This window comes from Kribbella sp. NPDC006257, assembly GCF_040613535.1.
GTDB lineage: Bacteria > Actinomycetota > Actinomycetes > Propionibacteriales > Kribbellaceae > Kribbella.
The window spans coordinates 94,303-107,371 of sequence record NZ_JBEXSJ010000025.1 but is presented as its reverse complement, the minus strand read 5'-3'; the positions used below and the strand labels follow the sequence as shown (position 1 = coordinate 107,371).

Genomic DNA, 13,069 nt, shown 5'->3' with positions numbered 1-13,069 from the left:
CCAGCGGGAGGGCAGCCCGGCTCGCCTCGACCGGGAGTTCGAGCTGCACACTCAGTACTGCGCTCGCCGCGAGCACCTCGCCCGCCGCCTCGACGTCAGCCGGTGTGATCGCCGCGTTCGCCCGCGACACGATGATGATCGAGTTCCCACCGTCGGGCAGCACCAGCGGCAACCCCACCCCGGTACCAAGCTCCGGATGCCGCATCACCCACGCGGTGTCGACCCCGTCGCCCTTCAACAGCTCCAGAAACTCATCGCCGTACCGGTCGTCCCCGATCGTCCCCACGATCGCCGTCCGAGCCCCCATCCGAGCCGCCGCGACCGCCTGATTGACGCCCTTACCGCCAAGAAACTCCGCAAACCCAGTCCCGTGCAAAGTCTCCCCAGGCAACGGCCGCCGCTCAGCCGACGCCACCAGATCCTTCATGAACGACCCCAGAACACACACGTCGTATCGCAAGGTCATGGGGCCCCCGGTCCTGGACTGAGGAGTGGAGGGAGCGAAGCGACCGGAGGGAGGAGGGAAGGGCGGGAGCTTAGCCCCATGACCCGCCGAGCCGGAGGCGAGGCAGAAAGCACGTCGTACCTATTCATGGGTGTCCCCGCGGAGTTTGCGGCCTAGGGATCCGGAGGGGTGGAACTGGGCGAAGTCGTGATGGGTGAACTCGCGCAGTACGACGAGGGCGCAGGCGAGCGCGTCGCCCATCACCAGGGCCGCGGTCGTCGAGGCGGTAGGGGCCAGGTTCAACGGATCCGCCTCGCGCAACACCATCGTGTCGAGCGTGTACGTCGCCAGCTTGGCCAGCGTGGAGTCCTCGGCGCCGGTCATCGCGATCACCGGGATGTCCCGATCGGCGAGCATCCGGGCGAACGCGCAGACCTCGGCCGTCTCGCCCGATGCGGACAAGGCGAGCACCAGATCGCGTGCGGTGACCGCACCCGAGTCGCCGTGCAAGGCATCACCGGCATGGATGAAGGTCGCCGGCGTACCGGTGCTCGCCAAGGTCGCCGCGATCTTCCGCCCGACCAGACCCGACTTGCCGAGCCCGGTGACGACCAGGTGCCCTTCACAGGCGGCGACCGCAGTCAGGACGTCGAGGAACACGCCGTCGAGGCGACCCGCGAGCGCCGACACCGCGGCCGCCTCGGTCTCGATCGCAGTCCGCGCCGCCGCCAGCCCGCGGGTGACCAGATCCCGCGGCAGCTCGCCCGCCCGGTTCGGCATCCTCGCCCCGCTTCCGCTGAAGGAGTCAGAAATCGATTTCCAGAGAGTAGGCAACCGCGCGACACAGTGTCAACGCCTGCAGCCCCGCTCGAAGACCGCAAAACAAGGCGATCTACCAAAGCCAGGCAAAGTCAGGCGGTCGGACCTCTTGACCGATCCGGACCGTGATCGTAATTTGTGAGAAATCGATTGCCCAACCTGGACGCTCGAATTCCCCTGGAGTCTGCGATGCCCGCATCATCCTTCCCTGCAAGGCCGCTCAGCCGGCGTACTGTCCTGCGCGGCGGCCTCGGCGCACTCGCTGCCTCTGCGGTCGGGGGGCCGCTGCTGACCGCGTGCGGCGGTGACGACACCGGCGGCGGTGGCAAGGAGCTGTCGTTCTGGAACTTCTACGGACCGGCCGACGACGCCAACCCGCAGAGCAAGTGGTTCGTGTCGCTGGTCGAGCAGTGGAACGCCAACAACGACGCCAAGGTGAAGCTGCGCTACATCGCGGGCAAGGACTACCTCAGCGGGACGACCTTGCAGACCGCGTTCCAGTCCGGCCAGGGTCCGGACATCTTCTTGATCAGCCCCGGCGACTTCCTGCGCTACTACAACGGCGGGGTGCTGCAGGACCTCTCGTCGGCCCTCACCGCGGAGTCCAAGGCGGATTACCTCCCCGGACTGCTCGAGGCCCGAAGCGTCGACGGCAAGGTGTACGGGCTGCCGATGGAGATCGAGCCACTCGCCTTGTACTACAGCGAAACCGCGTTCGAGAAGGCCGGCCTCTCGGAGGCCGACCTGCCGAAGACCTGGGACCAGACGCTGGCCGTGGCCGACAAGCTCACCGGCAAGGACCGGTACGGCGTGATGTTCGAGACGCTGCCCGGTTACTACCAGAACTTCACCTGGTACCCGTTCCTCTGGCAGGGCGACGGTACGCCGATCAAGGACGGCAAGGTCGCCTTCGATTCACCGGCCGCCGTTCAGGCGCTCAAGTTCTGGCAGGACACGGTGAAGAACAAGCTCGCTCCCCGCAAGGCGCTCGGCGACGGCGGTGGCGACGTCGTGTCCAACCTCGGTTCGGGCGCGGCCGCGATGCAGCAGAGCGGGATCTGGGCTGTCTCCGATATGCGCACCAAGGCGAAGAACTTCAAGTACGGGATCATCCCGCACCCGACACCCGACGGCGGAAAACCGGCGACCGACCTCGGTGGCTGGGCCTTCGTCGCCAATGCCAAGGGCAAGAATCCGGAGGCCGCGGCGAAGTTCATCACCTGGGCGCTCGGCTCGACCGATGCCGAAGGGATCGAGCGGCAGCGGCAATGGAACACGGTCGTCAAGACGAACGTGCCGCCGCGGAAGTCGGTGCAGCAGGCCGCGGATGCCAAGGGCGCCTTCGCTGCCGGCGTACTGAAGAAGTTCGTCAGTGAGATCGCGCCGACCGGCAAGCCGGAGCCGCGGTTCCCACCCGAGGTGTATCAGCCGATCTCCGACGCGATCCAGGCCTGCCAGTTGAACGCCGCCGATCCCGGCAAGGCGGCGGCCGATGCGGCGGCCCGGATCGACACCTTCCTGAAGACCTACCAGGGCGCGCCCATCAGCTGATGGTGACCACGACAGCGCCCCCGAGTCCGCCCGCCGCGGTCACCAGGCCGCGGCGGGTCAAGACCTCGATGACCAAGAAGCGCCGCGAGGCTCTGGCGGCGTACGCGTTCCTGGCTCCCGACGTGCTCGGCTTACTGATCTTTGTCGCGGTGCCGATGGTGCTCGCCTTCGGCGTCGCGTTCTTCAAGGTCGACGGGTTCGGCAATTACCAGTACGTCGGGTTGGCCAATTACAAGCTGATGGGCAACGACGACCAGCTCTGGGCGTCGTTGCGAATCACCGGGATCTATGTGATCTCCTTCGTGCCGCTGGCCTTCGTGGTCAGCTTCGCGCTGGCGATGCTGGTCCGGAACCATTTCAAGGGCATCGCCTGGGTCCGGGCCGCGTTCTTCCTCCCGAACGTGGTCAGCCTGGTCGTTGTCGGCCTGATCTGGCAGTTCCTCCTGGTGGACAAGCGTGGCGCGCTGTCGAAGCTGCTCGCGCCACTCGGGCTCGGCGACGTGTCCTTCCTCGGTACGCCGTCACTTGCCCTGGGCACCTATGTGGTGATCAGCGTCTGGTTCCTGATGGGCTACCAGATGCTGGTCTTCCTGGCCGGCCTGAAGGACGTGCCGAAGGAACTCGAGGACGCGGCCGAGATCGACGGCGCGAGCGCGTGGCAGCGGTTCCGGTACGTGATCTGGCCGCTACTCCGGCCGACCAGCTTCTTCGTGGTGATCAACTCGACGATCGGCGCGGTCACCGGCCTGCAGGCCTTCGACTTGGTTTATGTGCTGACGAAAGGGGGTCCGGCGCGCGCGACCAGCACGGTCGTGCTCTACATCTACGAACAGGCCTTCACCTTCAACAACATGGGGTACGCCGCGGCGCTCACCACCGTCGTCGTCGCGATCCTCGTCGTCTGCACCGGGCTGATGTTCGCCTTCACCCGAGGGGGTCGTTTCGATGCGGACTAGGTTTTTTCCGGTCTTGGCTCATGTGTTGGCGATCGTCGCGGTCGCGCCACTGGTGTGGATCCTGATCAGTGCGCTGAAGCCGGCCGAGGACGTGTTCTCCTTCGGCTGGCCGTCGACCTGGACGTTCGACAACCTGCAGTACGTGCTGCTGAAGATCCCGATGCCGCGGTTCCTGTTGAACAGCGCACTGGTGTCGGTGGTGGTTACTGTGCTGGCGCTGTTCTTCCACTCGATGGCTGCCTATGCGTTGGCGCGGCTGCGATTCCCGGGCCGTGGGATTCTCTTCTCCGGCATCATGTCGACGCTGCTCGTCTCGCTGCCGGTGATCCTGGTGCCGTTGTTCTTGGTGGCGAAGCAACTCGGTCTGCTGGACAGCTACGCGGGTCTGATCGTGCCGAGCATCTTCAACGCCTTCGGCATCTTCCTGCTCCGGCAGTACTACCTGAACATCCCACGCGAACTCGAAGAGGCCGCCGACCTGGACGGCTGCGGCTACTGGCGCCGGTACTGGAGCGTCATCCTTCCGCTCAGCCGGCCGATGCTCGCTGCCCTGTCCGTGCTGTTCTTCCTGGCGAACTGGAACGCGTTCCTCTGGCCGCTGACCATCACCCGGAACCCGGACCTGCGGGTGATCCAGCTCGGCATCTCCGGCATGCAGGGGCAGTACGCCTCGGCCTGGAACCTCATTCTCGCCGCCGCGGTGATCGCGGCGATCCCCACCGTCGTGGTCTTCGTGGCCGGCCAGAAGCGCCTGGTCGATGCGATGAAGACCACCGGCCTGAAGTGAAGGACGCGCTCGTGAAGCATGGAGCACTGCTCGCAGTACTGCCGCTCGTCTTCGGCTCAGCCGCTCTGCTCACCTCGTCGTCGGGGTCAGCTGTGAATGGGCTCGCCGCCCCACTCTCGTCCTCGGGATCTGGCGCAGGCGGGTTCGCGGCCCCAGCCTCGTCCTCGGCCTCCTCCTCGGCGAGCACCTTCGTCGGCACCACGACGGTCGAGACCAAGGGGATACCGAGCGCGAGTGACGGCGACCTCTGGCCGTCCTGCTGGGCAGGCAACGGCAACCTCTACACGGCCAACGGCGACGGCAAGGGCTTCAGTCTGGACGGCGACTTCGCCGATGTCGCCGTCAGCGAGGTCCGCGGCGACGTCGGCAACCTCTCCGGTACGACGGTCGCCCGCGGCGAGCAGGTGGGCCCGGTCTGGAGCGGCGCCGGGTACAACCGCAAGCCGACCGGGATGGTCTGCGTCGGCGACACCTTGTACTTAGCCGTGCAGGATCTCGCGCTCGACTTCAACGACGTACCGGCGGCCACGATCGTGAAATCGACCGATCACGGCCGCACCTGGACCTGGGACCGGCGCAAGCCGATGTTCGCCGATCACATCTTCACCACGATCTGGTTCGCCGACTTCGGCAAAGGTGGCCCGGACGGCTACGTCTATGCCTATGGGCTGGACGGAAACTGGCGGGACTCCTTCGACGACACGGTCGCGGATCCGCAGAGTGTCTTCCTGGCGCGGGTGCCGAAGACGAAGGTTCAGGATCGCGGCGCCTGGGAATTCTTTGCCGGCGACGGTGGTAAACCGTCCTGGTCGCACAAGCTGAAGGACCGGCGACCGGTGCTGACGGATCAGCGCCGTCTCTACCCGCAGACCTACGGCACGAACGCGAGCAACCTGAGCGTGATCAGCCAAGGCGGCGTCACCTATCTGCCCCAGCAGAAGCGCTATGTCTACACGTCATGGACCGAGTACACCTTCGAGTTCTACGAGTCGCCGACGCCGTGGGGACCGTGGAAGCATTTCCTGAGCAAGGACTTCAGCGGGTACCCATGGACGACTTCGAAGTACGGCGGGTACGGCGTGACGATCCCGTCCAAGTTCCTCGAGCCCGACGGTCGCACGATGTATCTCCAGGCGAACGTCTGTCCCTGCGGCGGCGGTGGCATCGGTACCTCGGTCTACAACTTCAACCTGCGGAAGATGGTGCTCACTCCTTCGTCGAACGCGCCGGCCACGGACGTCCCGGGTGATACGAACCTCGCCGCCCCGTCGACCGGTGTGGTCGCGATCTCGAAATCCTCGCACTCGGGCAGCCTCGCGTTGCTGAACGACGGGGCGACTACGGGGAGCGAGAACGACTTCGACGACGAGGTGAAGGGGGCTTCGTGGTGGGGGTACACCTGGCCGGCGAAACACAAAGTGAACCGGGTCGACTTCACGTCCGGCGCGGTCTCCGCCCAGGGCGGGTACTTCACCGGCCGGCCGCGAGTGCAGGTGAAGCAGGACGGTGCCTGGGTCGAGGTCGGATCCCAGTCGGTGGAGCCCGCTTACCCGGGCGAGGCGACGGCGGGTGCCAACACGACGTACCGGCTGACTTTTCCTGCTGTCGAGACTGATGGCGTCCGGGTGATCGGGCTGCCGGGTGGGACGCGCAGCTTCACGTCGATCGCCGAACTGGCCGTCCGGTACGCCGTGCAGCTGGCCGACGGTGGCTTCGAGGCGACCGGGAGCGGGAAGCCTGCCTGGGTCTTCGAAGGAACCGCCGCGAACGGGGTCGATCGCGGACTCGGATTCGCCCACTCCGGAGCGAACAACGGCTGGATCCGGACTTCGGGCACTGGTTGGAGCGCGCTGACTCAACTGATCCCGGTGGAGCCCGGCACCACTTACAAATTCACGTCTTGGATCAACGCTTCAGCGGCGCTTCCGGCCGGTGCCGGCCGCTTCGGCGTACGGGCTGGTTCCCAGGTGTTGGGTGAGGAGAGTTACGGCGCTTCGAGTGGGTATGTCCGGCACGAGGTGACGGTCACCGTGCCTCCCGGCGTACAGGCGATCACTCTGTACGCCGGGTTCACAGCTCCTGGTGCGGACACCTTTATTCAGGTCGATGACTTTGCCGTGGCCTGATACGAGCCGCCCTGGGTGCGGGTGATCACGCCGAGCCGGTTGGCGGCGTTGATCATCGCGACCAGGTAGACCAGGGCGGCGCTCTGCTCTTCGTCGTAGTGCTTGCGGACGTGGGCCCAGGTCTCGTCGGAGACACCGGTGGCGAGCCGGGTGCCTTCCTCGGCGAGGGTGAGCGCGGCACGCTCCGCGTCGGTGAACACGGTCGTCTCGCGCCAGGCGGCGACCAGGTTGATCCGGAGCGGAGTCTCGCCCGCGGCCGCGGCGTCCTTGGTGTGGAAGTCGAGACAGTAGCCGCAGCCGTTGAGCTGGCTGGCGCGGATCATCACCAGGTCCTGGACGGATTGCGGAAGTGACGACTGCTGGATCACTTGGCTGACACCGGCGAACCGTTTGCCGGCCTTGGCGGAGAACTCGTTGGTCTGCAGGTTCAAACGGGGTTCCATGGTCTGGTCCTCACTCGTGGCGTCAATGGTGACCAGGGGATGCTGGCGGGCCGCTGCGTGTGACGGGACTGCTGGTGTGACGTGCGCCACCGGGCGGTGATGTCACACGGTGGCGCTGGGCGGCGTCCTGTGGGGTGATTTGATCGAGCCAGGAGGTCCCGTGTCTGCCACTGAGATATTCGTTGCCCACCGCAACCTGCTGTTCACCGTCGCGTACGAGATGCTCGGGTCGGCGGCGGACGCGGAGGACGTGCTGCAGGAGACGTGGCTGCGCTGGGCGGCCGTGGACCTCGGCGAGGTGGAACATCAGCGGGCCTACCTGGTCCGGATCACCACCCGGCTGGCGCTGACCCGATTGCGGACGCTGCGCCGGCGCAAGGAGTCGTACGTCGGGCCGTGGTTGCCCGAGCCGTTGCTGACTACTCCTGACGTCGCCGAGAACGTCGAACTGGCCGAGAGCGTCTCGATGGCGATGCTGCTGGTGCTGGAGACGCTCGGTCCGACCGAACGAGCGGTCTTCGTACTGCGGGATGTCTTCGGACTCGAGTACGACGAGATCGCGGCCGCCGTCGACCGGAATCCGGCGGCGGTCCGCCAGATCGCGCATCGGGCCCGCGGTCATGTCGCCGCCCGCCGGCCACGCCAGGTCGTTTCGCCGGCCGAGACCCGGGACGCGTTGGGCGCCTTCCAGCGAGCCGTCGAAACCGGAGACCTGCAAGGCCTGCTGGACATCCTCGCCCCGGACGTCATCCTGCTGACCGACGGCGGAGGTGTCGTCCAGGCTGCTCTTGAACCGGTCGAGGGTGCCGAACGCGTGGCCGGCATTCTGAGCCGGATCACCGCCGCCGTCTCCCTGCGTCCGGCCGAGATCAACGGCTACCCGGCGCTCCTGGTCCATTTCGACGACGAACTCAGCGCCGTGCTGGCGATCCAGCTCGAGAACGGCCGCATCACCGGCCTGTACGCCGTACGCAACCCCGAGAAACTGTCCCGGATCACCCAGCAAACACCGGTCACCCGCTGAGCCGCGCTCGGAGCCAGTCGGTGAGCCGCGTTGAGAGCTGGTGGGTAGGCCGCCTTCAGGTCAGTCGGTGAGCCGGGTCCGGGCCCGGAGTTGGTGAGCCGGGTCCGAGCCCGGGAGGTCGTGAGCCGGGTCAGGGCCAGGGGTTGAGGTTTGGGAGGGCGCCGGTGATCGGGCCCTGCGGTTCGCGGCCTGCCATCCAGGCGGTCAGGTCCGTCAGGGCACCGGTGAGGATGCGCGGTTCGCCGGCGCCTGCCTCCCACTCGGCGTCGGGTGCGCGCAGGATCAGCCGCAGGTTCTCCGGTGTCCTCGGTCGCAGGAACTCCAGCAGATGCAGGCAGAACTCCTTCGACCAGTCGTCGCTCGTCGGCTCCAGGCCGAGATCTATGGTGTGGATCTCCAGTTCCCGCCAGCCGGTGTAGACCGAGGCGGCGAGATTGCTGTCCCGATGCCGGATCGGCCGATCCCAGTCGTCGACCTCGCTCCACGCGGCGAGCAGCCCGGCGGTCGCTGTCCGGACGTGCTGCTTGAGTTCGCCGGCCGGGCGGCCGGCTCCGCTCTCGATGGCGGCGTTCCGGGCCGGCGGGCCGCCGTCGTACATGTCGACCAGCCGCCCGGCGAGTGCTTCGTCGACCTGCCGGGTCATCGCTTCGCTGAAGTTCGCGATGTGGGTGAGTACGTGACCGCGGGACCAGCCCGGTAACCGCGACGGTGCTCGAACGGTTGCCTCGTCGACTTCTTCCAGGACTTGGTTCAGCCGCTGGACCGATGACGTCACGTCAGGGTTCACGGCAGCACCCTAGAGCGCCGGCTCACATGGGATCAACCTGGTTTGCCATTAGACTCAGCAGCATGCTGGCCTTCAATCTCGCGGCGACGATCCGCCATGACGGGCAGGGTGGGGTTGCGGATCTGCTGGCGACGGATGCCGGACTGGGCTCCTGGCTGGAAGAGAACGGCCCGTTGGCGTCCGTAGTACTGGGGCATTCTTTGGATGCTTCCGCGTTAGCTGTGAACGAGATTTTGCGGCAGGCGCTGACCGGCGTGCGGCGGGCGGTGCGTTCGCTGTTTGCTCGGGCGGTCAGCCCGGCGCCACCAAGTCGCGCGGATGCCAATCAGTTGCTGGAAGTCGAGGCTGCGTTGGCCGTGCTGAACAAGGCGGCCGACAAATTGGGGACGGCTCACCTCGTCTGGCCGTCGGATGGGGCGCCAGCGAGTCGTTGGTCGGGGCGATCGACGGATCCGGCGGCGCTGCTGGTCGGTGCTGTCGGGAGGTCGGGGATCGACTTTCTGCTCGGGCCGGATCGAGTGCGGCTGCGGGCGTGTCCGGCGGCTCGGTGTGTGAAGTACTTCCTGCAGGACGATCCGCGGCAGACCTGGTGCTCGCCGTCGTGCGGAAATCGCGAGCGGGTGAACAGGCACTATCAACGCAAACACAGCACGTAACCTGCCCGGCGCGAAGGGTTAGGGCAACAGTCACAAGCGGGTCCCCCGGCCGATGCCGGGGCGCTACCGGTCCGAGGAAACGTCGATCGTGAGCCTTTCTCGAACCGCCTAGAGGTAGGACCCGCCATGACATTTCGCCGTTCGTGGACCGGTCTGACCGGTCTGATCCTGCTCACTGCCTCCTTGGTTGCCATCGGCAACCTTGCTCGCGCCGAGGCCGTGCCGCCTTGTCCCACTGGCATCGCCCATCGGGGCAACGCTGCCGGTGCTCCCGAGAACAGCCTTAATGCCTTCAGAGCAAGCTTTGCCGCGGGGGCGACCTGGGTCGAGTCCGACGTCCAGTTCACCTCCGACTCGGTGCCGGTCATCATGCACGACGTGACCGTCGACCGGATGACGAACGGGACCGGCTCGATCGCCGGTATGACGGCCGCCCGGTTCTCCGCGCTGACCTTCGCCGACGGTCAGCACCCGCCGACCCTCGATCAGTTGCTCGCCGTCGTCACCGCCGCCTCGAACCGACACCTCCTGCTGGAGATCAAGCCGACCGGGCTGGGTGCGGCGCGAGAGCAGATCCTGCTCAACAAACTGCGTGGACTCGAATCGCGAGTGCACCTGATGGCTTTCGCGGCACCGTTCCCCGCCGTACAGCACCTCAAGACCGCAGACCCAGCGCTGACCACCAACATCCTCGGCTACGACCCGATCCTCCCGCCCCCGACCGGGATCGTCAGCGAGAACCTCGAGTACACCTACCTGACCGCGGCCCGGGTCAGCGACCTGCACTACCGGGGCCAGCAGGTGAAGGCGTGGACCGTCAACGACGCCACCAACTGGGCCCGCCTGCGCCAGTGGGGCGTCGATGCGATCATCACCAACAAAATCACCGAATACCTCCAATGGGCAGCGACCACTTGCCCATCCTCGACACCACCGGTCAGCCACGAATACGTAACCAACAAGAGCATCGAGGCAGACCTCACCGGCTGGACTGGACTCTGGTCGGCGAACTCGGCGACCACACGAGTCTCCGGCGGGTACGACGGCAGCTATGCGATCCGATCGGTCAACAACTCGTCCTCCGCTGCCCAGCACGGATTCACCAGTAGCCCGGAGACATTGGACGGTACGGCGAACGCCACCGCCGCCGGAAAGACCTACACCGCTAGCGTCTGGGTCAAACCCGACGTCCCCGGCCAGAAGCTGAACCTCTACGTCCGCGAACGAAACGCCAGCGGAACGACGGTCGGCTCCAAGACTGCAGTCCTCACCACAGTCGCCGGCTGGCAACAGCTCATCACCACGTACGCCGCTGTTGCCTCTAGCAATCGAATCAGCCTGACCGTCTGGTCCAGCAGCTCTGCCGCCACCAAGGGCTTCACCGCCGACTCGCTGAGCTTCACCACACCCTGATAGTCGCTCTTCTCGAAGGCGCTGCCGTTGTCCACAATCTGTACGTTGTTGTGGACAACTTGGCTGGATCTTGATGCACGTCAATCCCCTTAAAAATAAGGGAATTCTCATTGGAAAACTGTCGGTGGCGGGGTCTACTGTTGTCGGCATGGACCTCTTGGAGGCGCCGCGTCCGGCGTACATGTTGAGTGGCGAGGAAGCACTCGCCACTCTCGACGCGCTGCACGCCGAGATGTCGGTCCTGCAGACCTACCGCCTGGAAGTCCTGGCCCGTCTGGACGAAACGGGTCACACCAAGGAAATCAGCGGCCAAACCACCGCCGGGTTCGTCGCGTCGAGACACCGCCTCAACCCACCCGAAACCCAACGCGACCTCAAACTAGCCTTGGCGCTGCCCAAGTACCCGGCCGTGTCTGCCGCCCTGCCCGACGTCTACGCCCCACCCGGCCCCGACCCGGCGGTCCAGTACGCCGACCCTTCCGCCGACGTCACCGACGACACCGGCGAACCCCTGCCCGCTGACACCTTGCCGGCTGAAGTCGTGGCGGGGGATGAGTTGCCGGTGTTGCTGCACCCGAGTCAGGCCGAAGCGATCGTGGCTGCGTTGGAGGCGGTCCCGGCCGCGGCGATGGTGCCTGTGGAGGACTTGCAGGCCGCCGAGGACCAGATGGTGAAAGCGGCCCGGAACCTGTCCCCGTGGGACCTGAAGAAACTCGGCAAACGAGTCCGTGACGTTCTGGACACCGACGGCTCGGAGCCGGCCGAGGACGCCGCCCGGCAGCGTGAAGCGCTGCGGATCACGAACGCGGATCATGGCGTGAAGTTCTCCGGGTTCTTGGCTGCGGAGAATGCTGCACTGTTCAAGACGTCGATCGAGGCAGGCGCGAAGCCCCGCCCGGCCCTCGACGGTGAACGCGACCCCCGCACCCTCGAGAAGCGCCAAGCCGACGCCCTGTCCGATGTTCTGTCGGTCGCTGCGGCGGCGGGTGAGCTCCCCGGCCACGGCGGGATCAAGCCCCACATCACCATCACCATCGACTACGACGAGTTGAAGAACAAAGGTCGTGACGCCACCGGCGACCTTCACTTCGGTGACCGCCTGTCGGCCGCCGCGGTGCGCCGGCTGGCCTGCGACGCCGAAGTCATCCCGGTCGTCCTCGGGTCGGAATCCGAACCATTGGATGTCGGCCGTGGCCAGCGGTACGTCACCAAAGCGATGTGGCGTGTCCTGGCCCGCCGCGACAAAGGCTGCGTCGTGTGCGGCATGCCACCCCGGTACTCCCACGCCCACCACATCATCCACTGGATCGACGGCGGCCCGACGTCGGTCGAGAATCTCGTGTTCCTGTGCGGTGTTCATCACACCGCCGTTCACCACGGCCACTACACAATCACCATCACCAAGGGCAAGGTCCACGTCACCAGACCGTCTTGGGCCGACCCACCCCGCAGTACCGGCCGCCGGGCCTGGTTCACCACCTTCCGCCCGCCGGGAACCGGCGCCTCCCGTCTCGCCCGGACCACCGCCACCGCCACCGCCACCGGCCCTGCCGCCACCGCCACCGGCCCTGCGGGGGTCGGCAGCTCCTTGCCCGCCTGGGCCGCAACTCCCGGGTCGGTCACGACCACAGCCCGCCCTGCCGGGGCCCGAGCCTCCGTCCCCGCGTGGGCAGCAGCACCCGGAACGAGCGGCGCATCGCCTGCCAGACCAGGCGAAACCTCGCGCGGCGAACCGGGAGCGAATAGTTTCGGACCCCATGATGATGCGTTCTGGGGCGAAGGTGCTCCCGACCACACACTCCGCCCGGTCCGCGCCTTCCCGCTGGTCACCGACCCACCACCGCTGACAACGCTCAAGCCTGCCGACTTCAACCCTTGGGGCCCCGAAACCCACGACACCGGCTAACGGCCCCGGCAGGCCCGGCCGCCCCGGCCCGGGAGCAGCAGATCGCGTTCACCAGGCCCCGCATCACCGACCGCGAACTCGGTGTCGCGCTCTCCGCGCGCCCTTCAAGGGCGGGGGATTCGGTGTCGCGTTCGCTGTGCCCGGCTTCGTGGAAGT

Annotated in this window: 12 protein-coding genes; 8 read left to right on the top strand and 4 right to left on the bottom strand. The window is 66.6% G+C overall.

Going from position 1 to position 13,069, the window contains the following annotated elements:
* Window positions 1–466: PfkB family carbohydrate kinase (locus ABZ004_RS27375; RefSeq protein ID WP_355683924.1), on the bottom strand; the 466-nt coding region annotated here is incomplete at its 3' end.
* Between the two features lie 120 nt (window positions 467–586).
* Complete coding sequence (locus tag ABZ004_RS27370; protein ID WP_355683923.1) at window positions 587–1,225, bottom strand: SIS domain-containing protein; 639 nt, start codon at window positions 1,223–1,225, stop codon at window positions 587–589.
* Window positions 1,226–1,453: 228 nt separating this feature from the next.
* Here ABZ004_RS27370 and ABZ004_RS27365 point away from each other — a divergent pair, with 228 nt between their 5' ends.
* The 4 genes from ABZ004_RS27365 to ABZ004_RS27350 are packed head-to-tail and all read left to right on the top strand — an operon-like array spanning window position 1,454 to window position 6,684.
* A complete protein-coding gene (locus tag ABZ004_RS27365; protein WP_355683922.1) occupies window positions 1,454–2,815 on the top strand; it encodes a sugar ABC transporter substrate-binding protein in 1,362 nt (453 codons plus the stop codon).
* Complete coding sequence (locus ABZ004_RS27360) at window positions 2,815–3,771, top strand: sugar ABC transporter permease (protein ID WP_355683921.1); 957 nt, start codon at window positions 2,815–2,817, stop codon at window positions 3,769–3,771. The genes ABZ004_RS27365 and ABZ004_RS27360 overlap by 1 nt, the downstream gene beginning before the upstream one ends.
* A 22-nt stretch (window positions 3,772–3,793) precedes the next feature.
* Window positions 3,794–4,558: a carbohydrate ABC transporter permease gene (locus ABZ004_RS27355; protein ID WP_355683939.1), complete on the top strand. Its 765-nt coding sequence runs from the start codon at window positions 3,794–3,796 to the stop codon at window positions 4,556–4,558.
* Window positions 4,559–4,569: 11 nt separating this feature from the next.
* Complete coding sequence (locus tag ABZ004_RS27350) at window positions 4,570–6,684, top strand: DUF4185 domain-containing protein (RefSeq protein WP_355683920.1); 2,115 nt, start codon at window positions 4,570–4,572, stop codon at window positions 6,682–6,684.
* On the opposite strand, the gene ABZ004_RS27345 is transcribed toward ABZ004_RS27350, so the two are convergent.
* Complete coding sequence (locus tag ABZ004_RS27345) at window positions 6,657–7,127, bottom strand: carboxymuconolactone decarboxylase family protein (protein WP_355683919.1); 471 nt, start codon at window positions 7,125–7,127, stop codon at window positions 6,657–6,659. The two genes, ABZ004_RS27350 and ABZ004_RS27345, sit on opposite strands and share 28 nt — an antisense overlap.
* Before the next feature lie 160 nt (window positions 7,128–7,287).
* Between ABZ004_RS27345 and ABZ004_RS27340 the strand changes: the two genes are divergently transcribed.
* Window positions 7,288–8,151 (top strand): RNA polymerase sigma-70 factor, encoded by an 864-nt coding sequence (locus ABZ004_RS27340; protein WP_355683918.1) that lies wholly within the window; start codon window positions 7,288–7,290, stop codon window positions 8,149–8,151.
* 130 nt (window positions 8,152–8,281) lie between these two features.
* Here the strand turns inward: ABZ004_RS27340 and ABZ004_RS27335 are convergent, their stop codons facing one another.
* On the bottom strand, window positions 8,282–8,938 hold the full coding sequence (locus ABZ004_RS27335; protein ID WP_355683917.1) for a maleylpyruvate isomerase family mycothiol-dependent enzyme: 657 nt from the start codon (window positions 8,936–8,938) through the stop codon (window positions 8,282–8,284).
* Window positions 8,939–9,000: 62 nt separating this feature from the next.
* On the opposite strand from ABZ004_RS27335, the gene ABZ004_RS27330 reads away from it, so the two are divergent.
* From ABZ004_RS27330 to ABZ004_RS27320, 3 genes are all read left to right on the top strand, one after another.
* Window positions 9,001–9,594, top strand: a complete 594-nt coding sequence (locus ABZ004_RS27330) for an ABATE domain-containing protein (protein ID WP_355683916.1) — start codon at window positions 9,001–9,003, stop codon at window positions 9,592–9,594.
* A gap of 126 nt (window positions 9,595–9,720) precedes the next feature.
* Entirely contained in the window at window positions 9,721–11,007 is a 1,287-nt protein-coding gene (locus tag ABZ004_RS27325) for a glycerophosphodiester phosphodiesterase family protein (RefSeq protein WP_355683915.1), read from the top strand.
* A gap of 148 nt (window positions 11,008–11,155) precedes the next feature.
* Entirely contained in the window at window positions 11,156–12,913 is a 1,758-nt protein-coding gene (locus ABZ004_RS27320) for a DUF222 domain-containing protein (protein WP_355683914.1), read from the top strand.
* The last annotated feature ends 156 nt before the right edge of the window (window positions 12,914–13,069 follow it).